This window comes from Virgibacillus sp. LDC1 (genome assembly GCF_025792345.1).
In the GTDB taxonomy this organism is placed as follows: Bacteria; Bacillota; Bacilli; order Paenibacillales; family Paenibacillaceae; genus Paenibacillus_AQ; species Paenibacillus_AQ lautus.
Map to the genome: position 1 here is coordinate 247,101 of NZ_JAOXLZ010000005.1, position 22,770 is coordinate 269,870.

Sequence of the window (22,770 nt, forward strand, 5' to 3'; positions counted from 1 at the left end):
AAGTGGAAGGGTGCTTTTTTTTCGGAATGGAATGGGAGTTATGCGCTCTTTCTCCCCGCCAGAAACAGAAACAGTGGGATTCTGCTCCTGCGCTCATAGGTTTCTTCGTTTAAGAAATGTTCTCGCACAGGTCTGGATTCCCTTAGGTGTTCCACGGTAAAGCCGGCTTCCTGCATCGCCCGGAAGTAATCCTCCACGGTTCGATGGTACTTATGAACGGTGCCGCCGAGCCATTGTTGTTCCCGGTAGCCTTCGCTGAAGTAATGGTCCACGACCCAGTTCGTTCGTGTGCCAGACGGCTGAAGCGTGGAGGTAATGACGGGATGCTCGACGGAGAAGACAAACCTGCCGCTCGGCTTCAAGCTCTGATGAATGCATTGAAAGACGCGCTCGATATCCTGCAGATAATGAATGGCGAGCCTGGAGAGCACCAGATCATAGGAATCGCGGGGATATGCAAAGTCCTCAATCCTCGTATGCACAACGGTTCCGTTGTTGTAATCGGTCAGGTTGCTTGAGGCGGCTTCCACCATATTACGAGAGCCTTCAATCCCCACATACGCAGCACAGCCTTTGTTGAGCATTTCCACGCCAAAGCCAGCATCGCCGCACCCCAGGTCCAATACATGCCGATCCGAGATATTCCCCAGCAGCTGCCAGATGACGGGTTTCTCCAATGTATCGTTGGCGTTCTCCAGCCCTTGCCGCCGCTCCATGTACTTCTCGAAGTTCGCGTCGTTGTCATAAAAATCGGATCCGTGATAGCTCATAAGCACCTCTTTCTAGGAATCATCCTGCCTTATGGTTCATTATAACGGATCGTTCCTCCCGGAATAATACCCAGACCGCGATTAAAATATAAATAACCGTGCCGATATGAATCAAGAAGGCACGTCAATAGGCACCAAGGAGCAGCTCCTCTCATATGGTACATGAGCGGACTTTTTCATTGAGGAGGTTACTTTTCGAATGTACGGTAATTACTATCATGTACCAGGGCCGATGACCAGGCAGAGAGTCTCCATGCAGCAAGCTCAAGAAATAGCACTTGCCCGTGTGCCGGGTCAAATCGTTCATGTCGATATGGATTTGGAGCATGGCGTGTTGGTCTATGAAATATTTATTCTGACATCCGACAACAGATTGTTTGAAGTTGAAATTCTCGCGAAATCGGGAAGAATCCTAAAGGTTGAGGAAGAAGACGACGCGGATTAAGGCGCCATTAGGAAAAAGCAAATAACCGAGTGAGACGTGGAGAAACCCGCGTTTCGCTCGGTTTTTGATCTGTGCAGGAGGTTAAGTTTCGGTTGCTTCGCCACCTCCAGATATCATGTGATTCCCATGACGAAGAAGTGGAAGAATCATCAAGAATCCAGCGAGAAAACATGCACCAGCCAAAGCGTATACGTAGGTTAGTGACATAGCCTGCTTCAATAGGCCGGAGCATCCCATTGTGATCAGCATGGCTCCGGTCATGAGCGGCGTACGGACTCCGGTGACCCGACCGATGTAGGCTTGTTCCGTTTGCTGCATGACCAAGGTATGGTTCCCGATAAAAATAGCCGGCTGCAGCAGCGCAATCAGGAATTGCGAGAGCATGGTCAGCCAGAGGATTGTCGACAGACCCAGCAGGAGAATGCCTGCGCCGTTCACGATTAAACCCAACATCAGTAACCGACCGGGAGCGATTCGGGAAGCGAGCATAAACGTTACGATCCCACCCAGGATTTCGCCGACACCGTAAGGGATGGTAATCCACTGCAAGTCCTGAGCGGACAAGCCTAAGCGTTCGGTCACCAGAAACACGCTGAGCGGGGAGATCAGTCCCACCCCAAGACCCACAACCATGAAGCAGAGGCTTAGCCGCAGCAAATCTCTTTTGAATACAACATAACGAATGCCGGCGGTCATATCTTGAAGAATGGAGGGAACTGCTGTTGCAGTGTTCATAGATGCCTCTTGGTCTTTAGGCACAAGCAGCATAGCTAGGGCAGATAACATGAACCATCCGCTCGTTAACACGAGGGCAGCCGATATGCCCCATTGCTGAAACACCCATGTGCCCAGAATCGGACCGATGATCATGAAGAGAGAGAACAGCGTTTGCAGCAGCGACATGCCAATGGAAGCATCTTCGTCCCGCACATGGATTTTGAACAGCTTCATGCCCGAGGGCTGGGCAAACTGCGACAGGATGGAAGAGCATAAGGTTGCGAAGAATACAGCGCCCCACGAGCCGGATTCCAGCATCAGAAACACGATGAAGACGGAGCAGGCACTGAGTATCTCGCACCAGACGATGGTTGCTTTAGGACGCCAACGGTCGGCAAATACACCCCCAATGAACGAAAACAGAAAGATGGGTCCATATTCGGCGACGGAAATCATGGAAATGGCAAAAGCATTCCCGCCTGTCATGTCCATGACATACAGCAGGACGGCAAAATTTCGGATCCATATTCCGAGCTGGGAGCATACATTGGAAATCAGGATCGCTCGGACGAAGCCGTTGTGGAGCAAACGGATGGAGCTTGGCATGATGATATTCCTCCTTACAGAATCAATGCTGGAACCTATTTTGCGGCCTCCTGTAAGGTAAGAGTCAATGGTCAACCGCCACCAGGATCGTGTAAAGTAAGATTAAAGGTTGTTGGAGGAGGGGTGTCATGTTTATCGTCAACGTAGAAGGGGCCGTCTGCAAGGACGGGCAGTGGCTGATGATTACGCGGAGCATGAAGGAAGAGCATGCGGGCGGAACACTATCGTTAGCCGGAGGCAAAGTCGACAGGGAGGGGCACACACTGGATATTTTGGAGCGCACGGTGAAGCGGGAGCTTTACGAAGAAGTTGGCGTCGAGGTGAAGGAGAACGTCACGTATGTCTACAGCTCTTCTTTTGTAACGGACGATGACCGTCCTGTCATCAACATGGTGTTCCTGTGCGAGTATGATAAGGGGACGCCTTACAGCAAGAGTCCGGACGAGGTCGAGTCGGTACAGTGGATGACGCTGTCCGAGATCATGAATCACCCCAAGGCACCGCCTTGGACGAAGGAGAGTGTGCAAAGAGCGGAGGAGGCACGGCGCAAGCTAACCTAAGTATTTTTCATGGAAAGAAGAATTCAACGAATTGGCGGTGTGGTAATGAGCAATCTGTTGCAGGTCAGAGTGACCGGAATCCTGATTGAAGACGAACGTATTTTGCTGGTCAAACAGAGTGTTTCGTCAGAACGTGGCTGGTCGCTGCCCGGAGGAAGGGTAGAGCAGGGGGAAACCCTGGAAGAAGCCATGGTTCGAGAAATGGAAGAGGAAACCGGGCTAATCACAAAAGTGAAGAAACTTCTATATCTATGCGATAAACCGGATTCAACGCCCTCACTGTTACATATTACTTTTTTGCTGGAACGTTTGGAGGGTGAAATCCGACTTCCGTCGAACGAGTTCGATCTCAATCCTATCGGCGATGTGGTCCTGGTCCCCATCGCAGATTTAGCGAGCCATGGGTTCTCCGAGAAGTTTACGACGATCGTTAAGCGAGGATTTCCGGAGTCAGGAAGCTATCAAGGCCTCAAGCGTAATATTGGATTATAAAGGAGGAGCTGGTTTCATGACCGCGTGAAGGCTTGAAGCCACCTATGTAAAAAAGAATTCATAAGCATTTATTCCCTATATTTGGCGGCAGGCCGTCCTCTATAATGGAGTTGCACAGATATCAGGCTGTATTTCCTGCGATTCGTTTAACAAAGGGAAATCGCATTTTGGACGAGCTGTGTGATGGGTTCGCAACAATATTAGAGAGATTATGAAATAAAGGGGATATGAAACATGGCCAAAACAAAACGGGGCCGCGCACTCTGGAACATGCCATCGCGTGGCCGCGGCACATGCCCGGTATGCAGCACGTCTCGCATCAAGCTCCTCTACGTCGCCAACAAGTCGGACGGCACGGCGATGAAGGTATGCAAGAGATGCCAGAATGCCGATCAGTCCAGAGTCGACGCAGCTGTCGTGTAAGACGCGGTTCGTCGGTTATCTGCATGTGAGTACGAAACTTGAGTAACGATAGTCATGCAGCAGCCCGCTCCTTACGAAAATGGAGCGGGCTATTTCATGTGCGTGAGATTGAGGAGGTTTACTTTGAATTTCAGATGGGATAATATCTAATTTAACGAATCGCAAATTAGATGTTCGTCAAATTGTGTAGGGAGTGAACATATCCATGCAATTGGATAAGGTAGTTAGTTATCATAAGGCGCTTGCAGATCCGACGCGAATTAAAATGCTGATCCTGCTAGCCGAAGGCGAATTGAACGGACAGGTTTTGGCCGAGAAGATCGGTGTCACGCCGGCAACGATCACGCACCATGCAGCGAAGCTGCGGGAAGCGAGCCTGATCAAAGAGCGCAGGGATAAGAACACGATCTATTTCTCGTTAAACCATTATTTCATCAAAAATAGTGCAACTGCTACGGAAAATCTAATCTACCAAAGAGTGAGGCCCGAGGGCGTTCCGGAGCGCTTGGAGGAAGAAGATCAGCGGACGAGGGACGCTGTTGTGAACAATTTTTTCACTTCCGAAGGAAAGCTGAAGAGCATCCCTGCCCAGCTGAAGAAGAAACTTATCGTGCTTACGCATTTGGTATCCCGGCTGGAGAAGGGACGGAAGTACACCGAGAAGGAAATCAACGAGTTTATTCAGGGTTACCATGAGGACTTTGCGACTCTTCGCCGGGAGTTCATCATGCACCATTTCATGTTCAGGGACAACGGGGTGTATGAGCTCAATCCGCAAGAGATGTGGGCACGGTGGGAGGATCTATCCTAAATGAAGGAGGATTCACTGCTATCCCAACAACGGATAGAAGATGCTAAAGCGGGGGATTTTGAAGCTTATCGGATGATTGTCAATCAGTATTCCAACCCCCTGCTATCCGTTGCATACAGTGTACTGGGGGACTTCCACGAGGCTCAGGATGCCGTACAGGAGGCGTTTTGCATATGCTGAACGATCCTGCCAAGCTTGGCAGCTGGCTATATGCGATTGCGCACCGGACCAGCCTCGATTTTGCCAAAAAGAAGCAAGCGAAAGCTCCCGCTGCACGAAACGGCTCCATCATCTGACATTATCACGCCCTGGCTGGAACAATATGTGATCCATGATTCCGTCTGGGGGGGCCTTGCAAGAATTGGAGGAGAAGAGTAAATCCGTTGTCGTGCTGCACTACTTAAGCGAGTGGTCCATGAAAGAGATCGGACAGTTCCTTAACATGTCGGTATCTGCGGTTGAAAGCCGAATACGACGTGCCAGAGAAGTCTTAAAGCAGCATCTTGCCCGTGACTTCGAGCATTATTTCCATACCCCCAGTGGAATTTTTTTATCCATCGTAATATTTTCCTGCAGTCTATAAAAACTAATCCCTTTTTCATTCAGATCATTAACAACACTTATAAGTTCCTGCATGTTTCTTCCAAGTCGATAATCGCCAAACAACGATTGTGTCTCCGCTTCGAACAAAATCTAATGCCTCAGTTAATCCATCCCTTTTCTTTTTAACTCCACTCCCTTTATCTACAAATTCTCTCACAACCAAAGGTCATATAAAAAAACGAAACAACTCCATTAACTTATCTCTTAGGAAGGATAATGTTCTATGCAATGGTTTTAATCTTTTATATGGATATTAATATTTCAATACGACTTGACATGTGAATGGATTATCGGTATGGTGTGAATGAGTTCACACTTCACATTAAGGAGTAATCTATGCCAAAAAATTCGTTCTATCGTTTAGATGAAGCAAGGCGCGAGGAGATATCTAATAACGCTATGCATCTTTTTGTTGATAATCTTTACGAGGATATAACTATGAAGATGGTTTTGGATAGTTTGTCCATGCACCCCGGAACATTTTATCGGTATTTTGAAGACAAAGATGACCTTTATTGTCTCTTAATACGTAATGTGACCCAGAAAAGAGCTGCGTATTTCAATAACAGTCATGAAGATTCCCTTTTCCGATTTTTCCTTACTGGCTTATTAGGTAACGTTAATGGCATTGTGACCGAGCCACTGAATGAGTTGGAAATCAAACTCACTGAAACACTCTTACACATTCCCGAGAACATTCTACTTAAAATATATCTAAATGTGTTAAAGGGCGAGTCGTTCCCCTTGATCAAGGACATTTTACGCCGAATGAGGGTTGATGGATATCTCCGACCTGATATTGACGACGACCTGATTTCTTTTATGTTTGAGTCAATGCAGTTTAATTTAGTCATGTTTTTTAGGGAATTCGGTATTAAGGACTCTAAGCTGCAATTTAAGATTAGCAAGTACTTTGCTGATTTTATGGGTCACGGGCTGCTTGAAGATCATAAATATTCTGAAATGGTTAGCGATATCAAGAAAGCCAGGGAGTAGATATGATTCACTGAAGCTAGGATGTAATAGTTTCACCGTTTTGAAAAGTGCTCATGGCGCAGCGTATGTATTTCATATTCGCCACTTTTATTAATTAAGGGGGAACAAGTAAATGAAAACTTATGACGCATTTCCAGAACCAATTGGCGGCTATACTGTCGGTCGAACCCAGATGGATTTTGAGTACACGGCATCAGATCACTCAAAAAGAGAACTGACGGCGTTTGTGTACTATCCGTCCGACAGCAGCGAAGGTAAGGCTACATCAACGTACATGTTTCCTGAAGTCTACGAGATGTTTAATGAGCAGCCACTTCTCACTGCGTTGAAGGATGTTTTCTCTATAGATATCAAGACCCAGTGTTACGACGACCTTGCTCTCTCCGGGAAGGAAAAGCGCTATCCGGTGTTATTCTATGTTTGCGGCGGGGGCGGTTCTCCAGAATGGGGTACAGTGATCTGCACAGACTTGGCAAGCATGGGATATGTTGTGGTAAGCATCGGCCATCAGAATAGCACGATGTATAAGCGTAAAGATGGGCGCCTGTTTAATGTATCAAAGGATTTTTCGGATGTCATTTTGGCGTTTTCCGAAGATCCGGAGATGCTGGCGTTGGCTGGTAAGATGGAGATGCGGCCTGACGATGAAACTGCCATTGAGATGTGCCGTAACGTGCTTACACTGCCGATACTTGCCAAGGTAACAGAGTATAGTGAATTACAGGCAGAAGATGTAAGGTATGCAGCCGATTATCTTTACAAACTGGACTCTGGAGAGCTGAATTCCATCTTTAAGGGCAGACTGCTGCTTGACATCGGCATGGGCATAGTCGGACATTCTTATGGAGGGCCTACGACGGCGATTGTTTGCCGGGACGACGACCGGTTCGCCTGCGGGATTGGCTTGGATAGCGGTGCGTTCGGCCTTCAGGGCAGCGACCTTAAGAAACCCTTCTTGCTGCTGTTTTGTGAACCTAACTATAACATGAATGCGATAATTGGCGCTAACAATAGCATGGAAACCTATTATTTCTCTGTTGATCGTGCTGCGCATTTAGATTACTGCGACATCGTGTTTACCAGTGTTAATGAGGAACTCAGAGGCGAACGGGATGCTATGGAGATGCGAAATCTTGTTACAGACTATACGAAGAACTTTTTTGATCATTACTTACTGCAGAAGGCTGTAAGTGTGGAAAGTCTGGCATACGATGGCGTGGACTTGATCAAGAAGACCAGCAACAAGTGACATAACCGAGAGGTTGCTGATAAACGCATATCAAAGAGCTAGCCGTACAGACACTTTAAAAATATTCATATTGAAACCTGCCATGACTATGTCTTTTCATACTTCGCTACCTGATTGCCGTCAGCCGAAATATTATGAAAATTTCTGTTCGATAAAAGTTTTAACATACCACTGCTCACGGTACAGAGTCCTTGCAGTGCTGTTCAATATAGTCCACTACTCGGCGCGGGGATAGGTTGTAATCGTTGACAGAATAAAAGTCGCTTATGGTCGAGCCGCTGGTTGATCACGGTTTCTGCGGATTGCAGTTCAAATTCAAGGATCTCGACGGCAACAAGTTTAATGTTTGGCAGGATGCACCCACGAGCTGACGGATAGAACACTGGAATGGATAGGCAAGCACTGGCTCGAATGAGGCAGATGGCTTGCCTTTTTATGTTGTTAACGCGAATTCGCAGTTTGACAGCTCCAGTTGAGGTGACTGAAACTCCACATGATCAGTGGACAACGGTCATAACGAATCTGGTAGTTTAATTCCCCGGCAACGTTTACAATAGGGAATATAAGGGTTAAATGCCAAGTGAGGTGATTGGATGGAAGTCTACCGCTGCATGAACCATCCCGAGAGGGAGGCCGTCGCTCAGTGCACGCGCTGCGGAAAGCCGGTATGCGAGGAATGCCATAATCCGGAGACGGGCCGCTGCCGCTATCGCTGCGGTGAGATGAACCCCGTTCCCGGCATGCCGGGACGGCCTAGGAACGTATGGGTGACCGTAATCGTCTCCATACTGGCTATCTTGGGCGGTCTTGCGCTGCTGCTGCTGACGATCTGCGGAGCCATACTGTTTTCTTATTAACGCACGTGTTCCTAGTTCCGACAAGCGCAATTTTCAATTCAGTTATTATTTCAAGGAGTGGACAGATGGAGTTTCCTGTTTATTTGTACCTGGGTTCCTGGCGGATTCATCCACATGTGTTGTTTGAATCGCTGGCTTACTTTATCGGCTTCCGCGTGTATTTATGGACCCGCAGGCCGAGCGGCATGACCAAGCTGATGAGCCTGCAGATTCTGGCTGGAATCATCGCCGGCGCGGCCATTGGCTCCAAGCTGCTATTTTGGCTGGAGGATCCGGCTGCCACTTGGGAACAGCTGCGCCAATTCCACCTGCTATGGGGAGGCAAGACGATTGTCGGCGGTCTTCTGGGCGGATTGATCGGCGTCGAGCTGACAAAGCGCTTGGTGGGATGGAAGCATTCCACGGGTGACGATTTTGTTTACCCGCTGATGCTGGGCCTGGGACTCGGACGGGTTGGCTGTTTTCTGACCGGCCTGGATGACCATACCTATGGCACGCCGACGACCTGGTTCACAGGCGTGGATTTTGGCGACGGGGTTTATCGCCATCCGACTCAGCTGTATGAGATCCTGTTCCTGATCGTGCTGGCCTTGCTGCTGCTTCCGCTGTACCGCCAAAGCCGCGGCAGATCCACTCGCGAGGGCTACGTGTCCGGGCGGATGTTTCAATGGTTTATGGCCGGGTATCTGCTGTTCCGCCTGGTGATCGACTGGATCAAACCGACGCCGCATCCTTACCTGGGACTGAACAATATCCAATTAGCCTGCATCGCGGGCCTCATCTATTATGCATGGCTGATCGGCGGCAGAAACCGGCTTCGCCGCTTCATGCCGGGTTCCCATCTTCCAAGTTGACCAAAGGAGTCTTGATTATGCCAAAAAACCGGCCTTATCTGTATCATGAACTGACGAATAGCATATGCACGACCTGTTACCGCAAAGTGGAAGCCAAGATCATCGAGGAGAATGGCATGATCTATATGCTCAAAAGATGCCTCGTTCACGGTCCGGAAAAAGTGCTGATCGCCACAGAGGCCGATTATTACCATCAGACGCGAAAGTTTATCAAGCCGTCCGAAATGCCGCTTGTCTGGAATACGCCGATCCGTTACGGCTGTCCTTATGACTGCGGGCTCTGTCCGGACCATGAGCAGCACAGCTGCCTCACGCTGCTGGAGATCACGGACCACTGTAATCTGCAGTGTCCGATCTGCTTCGCGGAATCGTCGCCGCATCGTACCTCGTACCGGTCGCTAACGCAGATCGAATTCATGCTCGACCGGATCGTGGAGAACGAGGGGGAGCCTGACATCGTGCAGATCAGCGGTGGTGAGCCGACGACGCATCCGGATTTCTTTGACATCCTGGACATGTGCAAGAGCCGTCCGATCAAGCATATTATGGTGAACACAAACGGCATCCGCATTGCCCAGGACCGCGATTTTGCGCGGAGGCTGGCCGAGTACATGCCAGGATTCGAAATTTACCTGCAATTCGACAGCTTTGAGGCTCATGTGCTGAAGGAGCTGAGAGGGGCCGATCTGCGGCGCATCCGCCAGCAAGCCATCGATCACCTGAATGAGTTCAATATCTCCACGACACTGGTCGTCACGCTGAAGAAAGGCCTCAATGACGGCGAAATCGGCGATATCATTCAGTATGGACTTCAGCAAAAAGCGGTGCGCGGCGTCACCATTCAGCCGATACAGGCTGCGGGCCGGCTGGAGGGGTATGATCCGGCAACCGACCGGTTGACCGTGAGCGAAGTGCGGCGGATGATTATCGACCAGTCCGAGGTATTTACGGATGCGGACATTCTGCCGGTTCCTTGCCACCCGGATTGCCTGGCCATGGGCTACGCCTTGAAGCTGGGCGGGGAAGTGCTGCCGTTGACACGGATGATCGACCCGGAAATCCTGCTCGAGGGCGACAGCAACACGATTGTGTTTGAGCAGGATCCGGTGATCCGAGGCAAAATGTTTGAGCTGCTGTCGACCGGCCATTCGCCGCAATCCTCTGCGCTTTCCCTGAAGAGCCTGCTCTGCTGTCTGCCGCTGGCGGCCGTGCCGGAGCAGATTACCTATGACAACGTCTTCCGGGTCATTATCATGCAGTTCCTGGACGCCCATAACTTCGACGTCCGTTCCGTCAAGAAATCCTGCGTCCACATCATGCATCCCGACGGACGAATGATCCCGTTTGACACCTACAACATGTTCTACCGAGACGACAAGGAAGAGCTGCTGAAGGAGCTGAAGGAAGAGGTTGCCACCGCATGGGACCGGTAGGAAGGCTCTGATATTATGGCTCAATGGCTCCGAAACCGGAGCGGATGAGGCGATATAACACTTGAGAAGAAGATAAGCGCTTTGGATTCCTATTCATTCCTAACTACATAGGGAGGCGAGAATTGTGCAGAACAATGTTCCTGAACCTGAGAAGGTATCCCCTTATCAGTTGGATCAGAACATGAAGATCGAGAACCATGGAGCGGACGAACGGATATGGTATTCCCCCCAGAGGGGGCCGTTTCAGGTATCCGGATTTGGCTGGTTCCATACAGAACGCATATATCGCAGACTGCCTTCGGTATCGGATGTTTACATCCGACCTGAGGTGGATGCGTTAGCGAACTGCACATCGGGCGGTCAGATCCGCTTTCGCTCGAATTCGCGGAGCGTGTCGGTCCGCGTGCGTCTGACCGCTGGATCCGGTATGTACCACATGCCCCCAACGGGGGAGTGCGGCGTGGATGCGTATATCGGCGGCCCCGGCCATTGGCTGCATGCGGGAACGGCTCGTTTTCAGGCTGGCCAGGTGGAGTATGAGAGCAGCATCTTTGATTCCGGGACAAGCGAGGCACGGTCGTTCCTCCTGAATATGCCCTTGTACCAGGGCGTCGAAGAGATATGGATTGGACTTGAACCAGGGGCCGAGGTTTGGGCACCGGAATCCTATGATTCTTCCAAAAAAGTGATTGTATACGGAACATCCATTACGCAAGGCGGATGCGCGTCACGGCCCGGCATGTCGTATACAAACATCTTAAGCCGCAGGTGTCATCTGGAGTTTATCAATTTGGGTTTCTCCGGCAACGGAAAAGGGGAGTCGGAGCTTGCGGTGCTGGCCGCTCAAATTCCGGAACCCGCATGTCTCGTCATTGATTACGAGGGTAACGCCGGGAGCACTGAGTCTTATCGACAGACCTTGCCTCTATTTATCGAGACTTACCGCAAGGTTCATCCGGAGGTTCCCATTATCCTGATATCCCGCATCCGCCATGGAGCCGAGTCGTTCAAGCCGGAGATTCTCGAAGGGCGGCTTGCGCGGAAGAAGTTCCAGATGGATCTTATCCGGCAGCTGACCGAGGCGGGAGATCATAACCTAACGTTTGTCGATGGATCGGATTGGTTAGGTGATGATCCCGGGGAAACGACGGTTGACGGGGTTCATCCGACGGACCTCGGCTTCAAGCTGATGGCGGACCGGCTTGAGCCTGTGCTCAGGCAAGTGATTGGCGATGGTGCATCTGCAGCAGGGCGATAAGGCAGCTAACAGGTTCAAATGTTAGCGTATGGGGGAAGTCACATTAGCGCAATGAAACGTTCATAAGCTGAATCGTTAAAGGGCCCGTTCCTGGCTGGAACGGGCTTTTGTCTGTGCCGTCGTCTAATTCAAAACTTTTGATTGTTTGCCTAATAAATGGGGTGTTATGATAACAAATAGCTAATGACTATAACGAATAACGAACCGATTACGCTAAAGGATGTGTGCAGGTTATGGCTGGAAAAGTCACGATGCAGCAAATTGCCGATCATCTCGGCCTTTCAAAATTCGCAGTTTCTAAAGCGCTTTCAGGTAAATCCGGCGTCAGTTTGGAGACCCGGGAGAAAATCGTGAACGTCGCGACCCAGCTCGGCTATTTTGCCAACAAGTCGCCGAAGGCCGGAGGCAAGAAGAGCGAAACCAACGCCGATGGCAGCCAAGCCGCAAAGGAGACCGTCATCGTGCTTGTGCCGAATGTCCGTTACCAGACGCGGGATTCCCTGTATTGGGGGCGAATTATCGATGGCATCACAAGTGGGCTTGAGCTGAGGGAGACGGGGATGGTCATCGTGACCGACCAATTTAAGGACAGCTTTGCGAATCTGATTAATCCGAGCGGGGTGAGAGGCATCATCGGCGTCGGATTCATCTCGTCACAGCTGCTGCTCGAAATCCGCAGCCTGGATATCCCCTTCGTCTTGATCGATCATGAAGATCCGCTGATTCCGTCGGACTCCCTGTTCATGAACAATGTGGAGTGCATGAGACGGGTAACCAATTATCTGACGGGGTGCGGACATCGAAGGCTCCAGTTCGTGGGCAACATCCGGTTCTCGCGCAGCTTCACGGATCGTTATCAAGGGTACCGCTCCGTTCTCGGCGAGCAGGGCTTACCGCTGGATCAGAATGAGGAGCTGCTTAGCTTTGAAGGGGACAACCGCTCCGAAATGACGGATGCGCTGGAGATGATTATAAGCCGGATGGATGAGCTGCCGACGGCCTTTGTGTGCGCGAACGACTCCATTGCCATCTGCGTCATGACGGTGCTCGGCAAGCTGGGCACCAAGGTGCCCGCAGACTGCTCGGTTACTGGCTTTGACAACATTGAGGATGCGGCTTTTGCGGCCCCGTCTCTGAGTACCATTCACGTCAACAAGGAGGCGTTCGGACGCAGGGCAGTGGAGATGCTGATGAGACGAGTGGAGCAGCCGGACAGTCCGCTGGAAAAAATACTGCTTGCCGGCGACTTTATGCTTCGCGAATCCACGGCTTATGCCAAGAAGGTCGAGTGATGTGAATATGCGCGTCTACATCACCCGTCTATGGAAGGAGCGGCCGGCCGGACGCTTGGACCGGAAGCTGTTTGTGGTCTTTCTGTTTCTGATTATCCTGCCGATCGGACTCATCACGTATTTTGCGGCAGAACGCTATACGGCCACCATCGAGAACAATACGGTCGCCTACGTGTCCCAGCTGTCGAGCAAAATGATGGGCAAGCTGGACGATTACGTCACCGATATGATGAAAATTTCGATCATTCCCTCGTACCTCAATGAAATTCAGTCAGGGCTTGAGATGTCGAACCGCTACTACCAGGCCGAAGGGGAATCAAAGGAACCGGCAAGCCTGAACGAGAGTGAGCTGAAGCTCCAGATTACGCGCAAGGTCGAGCGGAGCATCTATTTCATGAACAACATCAAGGAAGGCACGAGTAACGTGTACTTGTTCGATCTTTACGGCAACCCGTATTACGTGGTCAAAAGCGGAGGCAACCGCTCGAATCTGCAGCAGTATTATGACAACTGGCGCAGGCTCGCCACGGAGGCCGGCGGACGACCCGTGCTGGTCAGCACGCAGGAGATCGCCGTGTCCGCCGGCAGCAAGCAGTATATGTTCACGGTTGTCCGCGACATTATCGATAAATCGTACCATTCCATCGGCACCATTGTGGTGGATGCCAACATCGGCGTCATTGAGAACATCGTCACCGATCTGGAGGAGACCACCCACGGCACCACCTTCATCCTGGATGACAACGGCACCGTGATTTATGACAGCGAGAAGAAATATTTGTCCCGCAGCATGACCGACAATGCCGCGCTTGCCCAGGCCACCGGTCACGAAGGAAGCTTTCGTCTTGAGGTCGACGGCGAGCAGCAGCTTGTTGTTTACTGGAAATCGGAGCAGACCGGCTGGCTGATCCTGATTACGGTGCCGGAGCGGCAGCTGATGCAGGATGCGCTTAAGACCCGCAAGATTACGATTGCGGCGGCTGTCGGCGTTACCAGCTTTGCGCTCATCATTTCTCTTATTCTGATCTATGCGCTGACAAGACCGCTGCGATCTATCGTCCATCTGATGAAGCAGGTGCAGACCGGCAAGCTGGATGTGGTGTTCCCGGTCCGAAGGCGTGACGAAGCCTCGCTGATCGGGGTCTCGTTCAACCGGATGATGGCACGCATCAAACAGCTCATCGACGATATTTACACAATGGAGAAGCGGAAGAAGGAGGCGGAGCTGGAGCGTCTTCAGCACCAGATCAATCCGCATTTTATTTACAATACGCTGGAGACGATTCGGATGACGGCCGTCCTTCACAACGATCATGAAGTAGGGGATATGGTTCAGCTGTTAGGGCAGCAGCTCCGTTACAGCATTCATGCCGGCAGCGAGGTCGTAGAGGTGAGGCACGAGTGGGAGCATGTCAAAGCCTACATCGAGCTGCTCAATTACCGGTACGGTGAGCGGTTCGTGTTGACATTGCCGAATGATTCGGCAGCTAATTCCATTCGGGTGATGAAGCTGCTGTTTCAGCCGATCATCGAGAACGCCGTCAATCACGGCTTTGACGAGAACAAACCCTTGCTGCATCTGACCATTACCTATGCCATGGACGGCATGAACCATGTTTTTACCGTTACGGATGACGGGCTGGGCATGTCGGCAGAAGCGCTTGCCAAGCTGCGCCGCATATTGGATCAGGCGCAGCCTCAAGGAACGGACGGCCGGGGAGTCGGGCTGCGAAATGTGCATGAGAGACTTCAACTCCGATACGGCAGGCCTTACGGCCTTTCCGTAGACAGCGAGGAAGGGCAGGGCACTACCGTTCGGATTACCTTTCCCGCGGAACATGTAGAAGAACCGAGAACAGGAGGACTTGCGAATGCTGAACATCGCCGTGGTGGATGATGAGGAACGGATCAGGCTGGGACTTGGCAAGCTGATACGGGATGCAGGCGAGCAATACCGCGTCGTGGGGACGTTTGCAAGCGGACAGGAGCTGCTGGATCAATGGCATGAGCTCCAGCCTGACCTGGTCATTACCGATATCAAAATGCCGCAAATGAGCGGGCTCCAACTGATGGCGAATATCAAGCAGATGGCCAGCCATACCAAATTCGCCGTGCTCAGCGGTTACAACGATTTCGAATATGCACGGACCGCCATGCGGCAGGGAGCCCTGGAATATTTGCTTAAACCGGTCAATATGAAAGAGCTGCTGCGCATGCTGGAGAACGTCGATGAGCTGGTTAAGGGCGAGCAGAACGAGCGCAAGCTGGAGTCAGATGATCTGGTCAGCTTCCTGTTAGGCACGGATCAGCGAACCATGCCGGAGCATCTGTTCGAGGAAGTCTGCAACCGGCTGGATCAGCAGGCGCTGTTCCACGGATATTACGCCGTGCTCCTCCTTCGCACGTTCCCGGAGATGGCGGAAGAGAGACTGCTTGCGTGGACGTCGGCTTGGGGGGCGGAGCGGAAAATTATCGGCTGGGAAGGAGGAAGGCAGGCGATCCTGGTGTCCATTGCGGAGTCCAGCCATGCGAATATGGCGAGAGAATGGGCGGCCATGCTGCTGCAGCAGCTTCCCGCGGGGACTTCGGCGAAACTCGGCATCAGCGGCGTGTTCAGCGGAAGCCGATGGCTGCCGCAAGCCTATATGGAAGCCGCTAGCGTGCTGGAGCAGGCTTGGTACAGCGACGAACGGCGCTGCTCAGGAGGCGAAGGCAGACCGCCGGTTCAGAAGGAAGAGCGCTACCGGCTTGTCCGTTCGCTGGATAAACAGCTGCTCCCGGCACTGCGTGCCGGTGAGTATACACGCTTGTCGGCCGCGGTGGACTCCTGGCTGGATGAGTTGGCTTCCCTGCGGCCCGGCTGGGCCGAGCTGAAAGAGGCCTGCCTGACCCTGGAGTCGCATGTGGCGGAAGAGATGAAGCAGCGCGGCATTGACGCAGGAGATGTGGATTGGAACCTGGAACCGGGGAACAGCGAGAATTGGCGTTCGTTCGCGGGGAGGCTGAAGCGCGCTGTTGAGCAGGCCGCCGGGCTTCTGGATCAAGGGAAGGGTGAGCATCGGGCCGTGGAGACGATCAAGGGTTATATTCAGCAGCATTATACCGAGGAACTGGAGCTTCAGCACCTCGCCGATCTGGTCTATTTGACCCCGAGCTACTTGAGCAAGCTGTTCAAGACCGAAACGGGCGAGACGATTACCGACTACTGCATCGCCGTGCGAATCGAGCATGCCAAGCGGCTGCTGAAGGAGGATCACGGGCTCAAAACATACATGGTTGGCGAGCGCGTGGGCTACCCGGACCCGGCTTATTTTAATAAAGTGTTCAAAAAAATGACGGGGAAAACGCCGAAGGAGTACCGCGATTTTGTTAGGTGACTGTTATCTAAATTGAGGACAATAAAACCAAACAAAGTCTATTATTTTTCGCGGCGCTGTCTTTTATAATGATTGAAAACGGTACCATTTCATCCAGAAAGCGAGGAAGGGAACGTGTTCAATTTCAGTTATAAAACGCAGCGCTATCTTATTCTGTTCGGTTTCCTTGCCATTCCAGTACTCTTGTCCCTGACCTTCTCGTATTATCCGGCGCTATCGCTGTTGTATTACAGCTTGACGGACTGGTCGGGTCTCGGCTGGGATATGAACTTTATCGGCTTTGACAATTACGTTGAGATTTTTACGAAGCCCGAAGTGTTCAGTTCACTGAAGAACAATCTGTATTATCTGATCGGGGGACTCATCCAGGTCGTGTTTGCCCTCTATTTTGCCGTCATTCTGACGAGCAAGCTGAAGGGGAGGAACGGCTTCCGGGTCGCTTTGTTCCTGCCGTACGTGCTGCACAGCGTAGCCACGGTCATCATGTTCAAGAACGTATACCACATGGAATACGGCTCACTGAATACGCTGCTCGGCGCGCTGGGACTCGAGTCCTGGCAGCAGAGCTGGCTGGGCGATAAGGGGATCGTGAATTTTGCCCTGGCGTTCATCTCGATGTGGAAGTACATGGGGCTGAACATGGTCATCTTTATCGGGGCGCTGCAGTCGATACCGGGCGACCTGTACGAAGCGGCCTCCATCGACGGGGCATCGGGCTGGCAGAAGTTCCGTTATATCACCTTGCCTAGCATACGGGGCGTGCTGGAGTTAATGCTCATCCTTACCTTGACGGGCGCACTCGAAGCGTTTGATATTCCGTTTGTGATGCTGCTCGGGGCTAACGATACGTCGACCTTTGTCATCAAGACGGTGGATACGGCGTTTAAGTATCAGAACTTCGGGCTGGCCTCGGCGATGGCGGTTGTGCTGCTGATTATCGTGCTGCTGTTCATTGTCATCCAGCGGAAGCTGCTGTTCAGGGAGGAGAAGCAATCATGAGAAGGGAACGCTCGATCGGCTTTACGATATTTAACTATTTCACGCTGGTTGTCGCTTTGTTTGTGGTGTTCTTTCCGATTTACTCGATCTTCGTGGGAGCGTTCAAAACCCAGGTCGAGTATTATCAATCCGGCCTTAACTTGCCCGACAATATCTTGAACTTCGATAACTTCAAGCGGGTGATCGATATCGGGGATCTGGGGCTCGGCTTTCGCAATATCCTGATCGTATTGGTCATTTCGGTGGTCGGCAATATCCTGTTTGGCACCATGGTCGCTTATGCGGTCGGACGGTTTGAGTTCAAGATGAAAAAAGCGATCATGGGCATGTACCTGGTCGCCCAGGTCATCCCGATGGTCACGACGCAGGTAGCTACCTTCAGCGTCATCCAGAGCCTGGGGGCCTACAACACGATGTTTGCGCCGATTCTGCTGTACCTGGGAGCCGATGTGCTTCAGATCGTCATCTATCTGCAATTCGTGAACAGCATCCCGCGGGATCTGGATGAGAGCGCCATGCTGGAAGGAGCGTCCCTGTTCAAAATCTACCGTTCCATCATCTTCCCGCTGCTTGCACCGGCTACGGCCACCTTGGTCATTCTGAAGAGCATCTCGATTTACAACGATTTTTACACGCCGTATCTGTATATGCCAAGCCAGGACCTGAAGGTGGTATCTACCGCAATCTATTCCTTCATCGGTCCGAACGCGGCGCAGCTGAATGTGATCTCGGCAGGCATTCTGATTATCTTCATTCCGACGGTCGTGTTGTTCCTGTTTATGCAGCGGTATATTTTTGCGGGCGTTACGAACGGAGCAGTCAAATAACGAACACTAGACGATGAAGAAGAGGAGACTCGATATATGAACTCGACGAACACGTGGACGGAAAAAGTATGCGGCATGACATGGGGATGGACCGGCGTGCGGGGATCCTGGACGGGGCCTGAAGCTGCGTTCTCCATGGAACGCATGGCAGAGATGAACGTGAATTGGGTGGCCATTGCGCTGTCTGCCGTGCAGTCAACGCCGCAGTCGACGGAGATTCCGTTCCGGGAGGAACCGACGGTGACGGATGATGAGGTGCGATGGGCCATCCGCAAGGCGAAGAGCATGGGCCTCAAGGTGTGCTTGAAGCCAGTTGTTAATGTAGGGAACGGAACGTGGCGGGCCCACATTACCTTCTTCGACGAGGAGGTTCCGGGTGAGCCGAGCTGGGCCGAATGGTTTCGCTCCTATGGGGAATTCATTCGCCATTATGCTGAAATTGCAGAGGAAGAGCATTGCGAGATGCTGTGCGTGGGCTGCGAGATGGTACAGGCCGACAAGCGTGATGCGGAGTGGCGAGCTCTCATTGCGGATGTCCGTAGCGTCTATGGCGGGCTGGTGACGTATAACTGCGATAAATATCAGGAGGAGCGCGTGCGCTGGTGGGATGCGGTAGATATCATCTCCTCCAGCGGCTATTATCCGATCGACCAGTGGGAGGAGCAGCTGGATCGGATCGAAGCCACGGTCCGCCGATGGAACAAGCCGTTCTTCTTCATGGAAGCCGGCTGTCCAAGCCGCGAGGGCTCTGCAGCCCGCCCGAATGATTGGTCGCTGCCCGGCGGCCCGTCGGAGGAGGAACAGCGGCGGTATTATGAAGCGATGTTCGCGGCCTGCGCCAAGCGAGAGTGGATGCAGGGGTATATGCTGTGGGATTGGCCGGCACGGCTGTACAGCGGGGAGGAAGCGTCTCTGAATGATGATTATTGTATGTACGGCAAGCAGGCCGGAGAGACGGTGAGGAATTATTATGCTGCCGGAATCCGGGTTTAAATTGGAATCCGTTGGGCTATCTCAGGTTAAGCCCGGTATCTGAACAGTTAGAATAGAGGTTTAGCATCGCACCGCATGCTGCTTAACGCACGGTGCGATTTTGCTATAGAGGGGAGATTTTCTGGAGCCTAACAAGAAAATGATGTGTTAGCATAATTTATGACAATAAAAACAAAAACACTTCATTTGTTTTGGGCGTGTTAGCGATTATCATTTGAAATGTAAGCGATATCAGTAAACGCTTCATGAGGATGCAGGAAGCGCAACACATTCAACGTACAGGGGGAAGACGAAATGAAAAAAAGATTCACGATGGCACTGCTTCTGCTCTTAACCGTATCATCCATTTTGGCCGCCTGCGGAGGGAATAAAACAAATAACGCAGGTACCGAGACGCCGCCGAGCAATAACGCAGGCAGCGAGCCAACCGAGGCATCCGGCGAAGCGGAGCTTGGCGGCAAGCTGAAGGTGCTGACGCACCGCACCGACCTGGTGAATGACGGCACGCTGGACAAATACGTGGAAGCCTTTAAAGCGAAATATTCGAAGGCCGAAATTGAATTCGAAGGATTGACGAACTATGCGACGGATATTCAGGTCCGTCTGACCACGGGTGAAGCCGGCGACGTGCTGATGATTCCGACCGGTCTTGCCACCTCGGAGTACAGTAAATATTTTGAGCCGCTGCCGGATGCGATGTTCGAGGATGTCTATTTTGCGGACAATACCCTATTCGAAGGGAAACGCTACGGAATCTCTACGGGTGTGAATACGCAAGGGATCGTATATAACAAGAAAGCATTCGAGGCCGCAGGCGTCGATAAAGTACCAGCCACGCTGGATGAGCTCTACGCGGCTGCGGAGAAACTGAAAGCGGCGGACATCATTCCGCTGTACATGAACTTCGGGGCCCAATGGACCATGGGCAACTGGGCGGATAATTCGGCATGGTACGTGAACGGGGATCCGCAGTTCGCCTCGAAGCAGGTAACCGAGGAGGCGCCGTTCCAGGTGGATAATGCTTGGGGGATCCTTGCGAATATCGGACGCACCTTCGTGCAGAACGAATGGGTAGAGAAAGACCTGTACACGAACAACTGGGAGATTTCGAAGGGCGAAGTGGCTGCCGGCAAAGCGGCGATGTACTTTCTGGGCAACTGGGTAATCCCGCAGGTGATCGGTGCAGGAGCAGCTTCGGAGGATATCGGCTTCTTCCCGCTCCCGTATGATAACAGCGGCAAGTACAACGCACCGCTCGGTTCGGATTACTTCATCGCTGTCAGCAAAGACAGCAAGAATAAAGAGCTTGCCACTGCTTGGGTCGATTTCTTCGTGAAGGAATCCGGCTATGTGGAGGATTCCGGCTTCATGCCGATCATCAAGTCGGCAGAGTCCTCCATCCCGCAGCTTGCCGAATTCCAATCGTTTAATCCTACGTTGATCGAGAGCGAAGCGACCGATCCGAAGTTTAACGAAATCGCCAATAAAGCGCAAATCGGCATCGGCACCGGCGATTATGTTCAGGAATATATCGTGGCTGACGACCTGCAGGCAGCGTTCGACAAGCTGAATGCAAAGTGGAAAGAAGCCAAAACCGCACTGGGATACTAGTCCGGGGGATATAACGGGCTCCGTCTCGTGCTGTTCTTGCAGTCTTACTCTGGATGATCAGGGTAAGACTGTTTTACTTTATTACTCTATAATATGGATTGAAGAGGAGGCGGATACATGAAGAGGATTTTGTTGCTGGGCGATTCCATCCGGGAGGGATATGAGCCTTACGTTAGGGAAAGGCTGGCTGGCCTTGCAGAAGTTGTGGCACCGGGGGAGAACGGGCGCTTTTCGTTTTATACGCTGTGGGGCGTCAATCTCTGGATGAAAGAGCTGGGGACGCCTGATATCGTCCATTGGAACAATGGACTGTGGGATGTGCACCACGAGGCTCCGATGGTCGAAACGCTGACGCCGATCACCGATTATGTAAACAATTTGAAGCGGATTGCCCACGAGCTGCAGCGGACAGATACGCATATCGTATTTGCCACGACGACGCCGGTGCATCCGGAATCCGAGGGCAGAAGCAATGAAGAGATTGATGCCTACAATCAGGCAGCGATGGAGGCGCTTGTGCCAATGGGCATTACGATTCATGATCTGAACGCCAGGGTCAAAGAGGATCTGAGCGGTTATTTGTCGGATGACCACCTTCACTTGAACGAGGAAGGATACCGGATGTGCGCCGACTCGGTGGTGGGGATGCTCGGTCGCTATCTGTGACGTTTGGGCCAGGCCAATGAGCCTTAAGGCGCGAATCTATGGAATCTTTACCAAAAATGGCATAAGTCTATTATAGGTTCTAACAAATTTGTTACATCCTACTTGCGTTATGACGATATTATAGAATAATATGAAGGGGCGCGGCTTTCATAGAAGGGACCCGCGCTTTTTTGCTATCTAGCTTGCCTGGACACCTTCTTATCGGAAGCCCCCCCTGTAAGAGAGTGTTATGACGCGGAAGGCCGGCATGCCTTAAGGGTCTACAGGCTTGAGGTGCGCATTTTCATATTTTCCATGTATAATAGAAGAAATCATTCAAATAGGAGCTAGGAAATGAAAAAGCTAGGAAGAAACGATCTATGTCACTGCGGAAGCGGGAAAAAGTACAAAAGATGTTGTCTTGAAAGAGATGAACGCACGGTATACGGTAAAGTCATCCAGTTCCCTGGTGCGAGAGCAGCAGAGCCTAAGCTACAGGTCGATCAATTGCGGCAGATGATTAACGACAAGCTGGGATGGATGGACTGGAACGCTGATGAGCATCGTGAGCTTGCGGAGTCTGTGTTTCCTCAGATCTGCCGGGATTATGAGCTGCAGGATGATCAGCAGCTGTTTCAAGTGTTCAGCCTCCTGATGGTCTGGAACAGTTTCTCCAGAGAAGCCAATCCGAAGTACCGCAAACAGGGCGGATATGCAAGTGCGTTAGAATATATAGTAACTTCATCGCTTAACATTTCAACAACGAAGTCCGATATCGCGAAGAAGCATGAGGTTTCCGTTGCTACGTTGACCCGCAACAGCGGTCAGATCCAAGATTTCATGGATGGCGTAGCGGCATCCGGTGACGACGCGAACGTCGAGGATGAGGAATCCGATAGCGAGGTGGACCAGGACCTGTCCCTGGGACGCTAACATCGCCAAAGTGAAGGAT

25 protein-coding genes and 1 pseudogene are annotated in these 22,770 nt (G+C 51.6%); 23 read left to right on the plus strand and 3 right to left on the minus strand.

Annotated elements, in window-relative coordinates:
• Nucleotides 1–38 precede the first annotated feature (38 nt).
• The gene (locus tag OHJ21_RS25740; RefSeq protein ID WP_486021541.1) at nucleotides 39–770 is read right to left on the minus strand and encodes a class I SAM-dependent DNA methyltransferase; all 732 of its coding nucleotides are present in this window, start codon (nucleotides 768–770) and stop codon (nucleotides 39–41) included.
• A 199-nt stretch (nucleotides 771–969) separates the two neighbouring features.
• On the opposite strand from OHJ21_RS25740, the gene OHJ21_RS25745 reads away from it, so the two are divergent.
• Nucleotides 970–1,215, plus strand: coding sequence for a PepSY domain-containing protein (locus OHJ21_RS25745; protein ID WP_100540458.1), 246 nt, complete (start codon nucleotides 970–972; stop codon nucleotides 1,213–1,215).
• An 81-nt stretch (nucleotides 1,216–1,296) separates the two neighbouring features.
• Here OHJ21_RS25745 and OHJ21_RS25750 read toward each other — a convergent pair whose 3' ends face one another.
• Nucleotides 1,297–2,538: an MFS transporter gene (locus tag OHJ21_RS25750; protein WP_486021542.1), complete on the minus strand. Its 1,242-nt coding sequence runs from the start codon at nucleotides 2,536–2,538 to the stop codon at nucleotides 1,297–1,299.
• Between the two features lie 128 nt (nucleotides 2,539–2,666).
• Here OHJ21_RS25750 and OHJ21_RS25755 point away from each other — a divergent pair, with 128 nt between their 5' ends.
• From OHJ21_RS25755 to OHJ21_RS25785, 7 genes are all read left to right on the plus strand, one after another.
• Nucleotides 2,667–3,098, plus strand: a complete 432-nt coding sequence (locus OHJ21_RS25755) for an NUDIX hydrolase (protein ID WP_100540460.1) — start codon at nucleotides 2,667–2,669, stop codon at nucleotides 3,096–3,098.
• Between the two features lie 45 nt (nucleotides 3,099–3,143).
• On the plus strand, nucleotides 3,144–3,590 hold the full coding sequence (locus tag OHJ21_RS25760; RefSeq protein ID WP_326117330.1) for an NUDIX hydrolase: 447 nt from the start codon (nucleotides 3,144–3,146) through the stop codon (nucleotides 3,588–3,590).
• Nucleotides 3,591–3,824: 234 nt separating this feature from the next.
• Nucleotides 3,825–4,013, plus strand: a complete 189-nt coding sequence (locus OHJ21_RS25765) for a hypothetical protein (protein WP_100540461.1) — start codon at nucleotides 3,825–3,827, stop codon at nucleotides 4,011–4,013.
• Between the two features lie 205 nt (nucleotides 4,014–4,218).
• Complete coding sequence (locus OHJ21_RS25770) at nucleotides 4,219–4,824, plus strand: DUF2087 domain-containing protein (protein WP_326117329.1); 606 nt, start codon at nucleotides 4,219–4,221, stop codon at nucleotides 4,822–4,824.
• The gene (locus OHJ21_RS25775; RefSeq protein WP_394058809.1) at nucleotides 4,825–5,004 is read left to right on the plus strand and encodes a sigma factor; all 180 of its coding nucleotides are present in this window, start codon (nucleotides 4,825–4,827) and stop codon (nucleotides 5,002–5,004) included.
• Nucleotides 4,998–5,120, plus strand: a complete 123-nt coding sequence (locus OHJ21_RS25780) for a hypothetical protein (RefSeq protein ID WP_394058807.1) — start codon at nucleotides 4,998–5,000, stop codon at nucleotides 5,118–5,120. The genes OHJ21_RS25775 and OHJ21_RS25780 overlap by 7 nt, the downstream gene beginning before the upstream one ends.
• A gap of 35 nt (nucleotides 5,121–5,155) precedes the next feature.
• On the plus strand, nucleotides 5,156–5,407 hold the full coding sequence (locus OHJ21_RS25785; RefSeq protein WP_394058805.1) for an RNA polymerase sigma factor: 252 nt from the start codon (nucleotides 5,156–5,158) through the stop codon (nucleotides 5,405–5,407).
• Here OHJ21_RS25785 and OHJ21_RS25790 read toward each other — a convergent pair.
• A pseudogene (locus OHJ21_RS25790) lies at nucleotides 5,359–5,597 on the minus strand (recombinase family protein); the annotation flags it as partial. The gene OHJ21_RS25785 and the pseudogene OHJ21_RS25790 sit on opposite strands and share 49 nt — an antisense overlap.
• 166 nt (nucleotides 5,598–5,763) lie before the next feature.
• Between OHJ21_RS25790 and OHJ21_RS25795 the strand changes: the two are divergent.
• The 15 genes from OHJ21_RS25795 to OHJ21_RS25865 all read left to right on the plus strand — a co-directional run bounded on the left by OHJ21_RS25795 (nucleotide 5,764) and on the right by OHJ21_RS25865 (nucleotide 22,751).
• A complete protein-coding gene (locus tag OHJ21_RS25795; RefSeq protein ID WP_394058803.1) occupies nucleotides 5,764–6,423 on the plus strand; it encodes a TetR/AcrR family transcriptional regulator in 660 nt (219 codons plus the stop codon).
• A gap of 112 nt (nucleotides 6,424–6,535) precedes the next feature.
• On the plus strand, nucleotides 6,536–7,672 hold the full coding sequence (locus OHJ21_RS25800) for an alpha/beta hydrolase (RefSeq protein WP_486021543.1): 1,137 nt from the start codon (nucleotides 6,536–6,538) through the stop codon (nucleotides 7,670–7,672).
• 593 nt (nucleotides 7,673–8,265) lie between these two features.
• Entirely contained in the window at nucleotides 8,266–8,529 is a 264-nt protein-coding gene (locus OHJ21_RS25805) for a B-box zinc finger protein (RefSeq protein WP_326117326.1), read from the plus strand.
• A gap of 65 nt (nucleotides 8,530–8,594) precedes the next feature.
• Nucleotides 8,595–9,383 (plus strand): prolipoprotein diacylglyceryl transferase family protein, encoded by a 789-nt coding sequence (locus OHJ21_RS25810; RefSeq protein ID WP_486021544.1) that lies wholly within the window; start codon nucleotides 8,595–8,597, stop codon nucleotides 9,381–9,383.
• A 17-nt stretch (nucleotides 9,384–9,400) separates the two neighbouring features.
• Complete coding sequence (locus tag OHJ21_RS25815; protein ID WP_076322754.1) at nucleotides 9,401–10,816, plus strand: radical SAM protein; 1,416 nt, start codon at nucleotides 9,401–9,403, stop codon at nucleotides 10,814–10,816.
• 124 nt (nucleotides 10,817–10,940) lie between these two features.
• The gene (locus tag OHJ21_RS25820) at nucleotides 10,941–12,074 is read left to right on the plus strand and encodes an SGNH/GDSL hydrolase family protein (protein WP_486021545.1); all 1,134 of its coding nucleotides are present in this window, start codon (nucleotides 10,941–10,943) and stop codon (nucleotides 12,072–12,074) included.
• Between the two features lie 233 nt (nucleotides 12,075–12,307).
• Nucleotides 12,308–13,366: a LacI family DNA-binding transcriptional regulator gene (locus OHJ21_RS25825; RefSeq protein WP_486021546.1), complete on the plus strand. Its 1,059-nt coding sequence runs from the start codon at nucleotides 12,308–12,310 to the stop codon at nucleotides 13,364–13,366.
• 7 nt (nucleotides 13,367–13,373) lie between these two features.
• Nucleotides 13,374–15,263, plus strand: coding sequence for a sensor histidine kinase (locus tag OHJ21_RS25830; RefSeq protein ID WP_486021691.1), 1,890 nt, complete (start codon nucleotides 13,374–13,376; stop codon nucleotides 15,261–15,263).
• On the plus strand, nucleotides 15,238–16,743 hold the full coding sequence (locus OHJ21_RS25835) for a response regulator transcription factor (RefSeq protein WP_326117322.1): 1,506 nt from the start codon (nucleotides 15,238–15,240) through the stop codon (nucleotides 16,741–16,743). The genes OHJ21_RS25830 and OHJ21_RS25835 overlap by 26 nt, the downstream gene beginning before the upstream one ends.
• A 114-nt stretch (nucleotides 16,744–16,857) precedes the next feature.
• Nucleotides 16,858–17,742 carry a carbohydrate ABC transporter permease gene (locus OHJ21_RS25840; RefSeq protein WP_100540470.1) on the plus strand — a complete coding sequence of 295 codons (885 nt, stop codon included), beginning with the start codon at nucleotides 16,858–16,860 and terminating at the stop codon, nucleotides 17,740–17,742.
• Nucleotides 17,739–18,569, plus strand: a complete 831-nt coding sequence (locus tag OHJ21_RS25845; protein ID WP_486021547.1) for a carbohydrate ABC transporter permease — start codon at nucleotides 17,739–17,741, stop codon at nucleotides 18,567–18,569. Before OHJ21_RS25840 ends, OHJ21_RS25845 begins: the two co-directional genes overlap by 4 nt.
• Before the next feature lie 36 nt (nucleotides 18,570–18,605).
• Complete coding sequence (locus tag OHJ21_RS25850) at nucleotides 18,606–19,562, plus strand: glycoside hydrolase family 113 (protein WP_100540472.1); 957 nt, start codon at nucleotides 18,606–18,608, stop codon at nucleotides 19,560–19,562.
• 294 nt (nucleotides 19,563–19,856) lie between these two features.
• Nucleotides 19,857–21,173 carry an ABC transporter substrate-binding protein gene (locus OHJ21_RS25855; protein WP_486021548.1) on the plus strand — a complete coding sequence of 439 codons (1,317 nt, stop codon included), beginning with the start codon at nucleotides 19,857–19,859 and terminating at the stop codon, nucleotides 21,171–21,173.
• Between the two features lie 117 nt (nucleotides 21,174–21,290).
• Nucleotides 21,291–21,839, plus strand: a complete 549-nt coding sequence (locus tag OHJ21_RS25860; RefSeq protein WP_486021549.1) for an SGNH/GDSL hydrolase family protein — start codon at nucleotides 21,291–21,293, stop codon at nucleotides 21,837–21,839.
• A 333-nt stretch (nucleotides 21,840–22,172) separates the two neighbouring features.
• Entirely contained in the window at nucleotides 22,173–22,751 is a 579-nt protein-coding gene (locus OHJ21_RS25865) for a YecA family protein (protein WP_100540475.1), read from the plus strand.
• Nucleotides 22,752–22,770 lie beyond the last annotated feature (19 nt).

Coding starts and splice junctions, on each gene's coding strand:
- OHJ21_RS25740 (WP_486021541.1), bottom strand. CDS start 770: ATGAGCTATCACGGATCCGATTTTTATGACAACGACGCGAACTTCGAG.
- OHJ21_RS25745 (WP_100540458.1), top strand. CDS start 970: ATGTACGGTAATTACTATCATGTACCAGGGCCGATGACCAGGCAGAGA.
- OHJ21_RS25750 (WP_486021542.1), bottom strand. CDS start 2,538: ATGCCAAGCTCCATCCGTTTGCTCCACAACGGCTTCGTCCGAGCGATC.
- OHJ21_RS25755 (WP_100540460.1), top strand. CDS start 2,667: ATGTTTATCGTCAACGTAGAAGGGGCCGTCTGCAAGGACGGGCAGTGG.
- OHJ21_RS25760 (WP_326117330.1), top strand. CDS start 3,144: ATGAGCAATCTGTTGCAGGTCAGAGTGACCGGAATCCTGATTGAAGAC.
- OHJ21_RS25765 (WP_100540461.1), top strand. CDS start 3,825: ATGGCCAAAACAAAACGGGGCCGCGCACTCTGGAACATGCCATCGCGT.
- OHJ21_RS25770 (WP_326117329.1), top strand. CDS start 4,219: ATGCAATTGGATAAGGTAGTTAGTTATCATAAGGCGCTTGCAGATCCG.
- OHJ21_RS25775 (WP_394058809.1), top strand. CDS start 4,825: ATGAAGGAGGATTCACTGCTATCCCAACAACGGATAGAAGATGCTAAA.
- OHJ21_RS25780 (WP_394058807.1), top strand. CDS start 4,998: ATGCTGAACGATCCTGCCAAGCTTGGCAGCTGGCTATATGCGATTGCG.
- OHJ21_RS25785 (WP_394058805.1), top strand. CDS start 5,156: ATGATTCCGTCTGGGGGGGCCTTGCAAGAATTGGAGGAGAAGAGTAAA.
- OHJ21_RS25795 (WP_394058803.1), top strand. CDS start 5,764: ATGCCAAAAAATTCGTTCTATCGTTTAGATGAAGCAAGGCGCGAGGAG.
- OHJ21_RS25800 (WP_486021543.1), top strand. CDS start 6,536: ATGAAAACTTATGACGCATTTCCAGAACCAATTGGCGGCTATACTGTC.
- OHJ21_RS25805 (WP_326117326.1), top strand. CDS start 8,266: ATGGAAGTCTACCGCTGCATGAACCATCCCGAGAGGGAGGCCGTCGCT.
- OHJ21_RS25810 (WP_486021544.1), top strand. CDS start 8,595: ATGGAGTTTCCTGTTTATTTGTACCTGGGTTCCTGGCGGATTCATCCA.
- OHJ21_RS25815 (WP_076322754.1), top strand. CDS start 9,401: ATGCCAAAAAACCGGCCTTATCTGTATCATGAACTGACGAATAGCATA.
- OHJ21_RS25825 (WP_486021546.1), top strand. CDS start 12,308: ATGGCTGGAAAAGTCACGATGCAGCAAATTGCCGATCATCTCGGCCTT.
- OHJ21_RS25830 (WP_486021691.1), top strand. CDS start 13,374: ATGCGCGTCTACATCACCCGTCTATGGAAGGAGCGGCCGGCCGGACGC.
- OHJ21_RS25835 (WP_326117322.1), top strand. CDS start 15,238: ATGCTGAACATCGCCGTGGTGGATGATGAGGAACGGATCAGGCTGGGA.
- OHJ21_RS25845 (WP_486021547.1), top strand. CDS start 17,739: ATGAGAAGGGAACGCTCGATCGGCTTTACGATATTTAACTATTTCACG.
- OHJ21_RS25850 (WP_100540472.1), top strand. CDS start 18,606: ATGAACTCGACGAACACGTGGACGGAAAAAGTATGCGGCATGACATGG.
- OHJ21_RS25855 (WP_486021548.1), top strand. CDS start 19,857: ATGAAAAAAAGATTCACGATGGCACTGCTTCTGCTCTTAACCGTATCA.
- OHJ21_RS25860 (WP_486021549.1), top strand. CDS start 21,291: ATGAAGAGGATTTTGTTGCTGGGCGATTCCATCCGGGAGGGATATGAG.
- OHJ21_RS25865 (WP_100540475.1), top strand. CDS start 22,173: ATGAAAAAGCTAGGAAGAAACGATCTATGTCACTGCGGAAGCGGGAAA.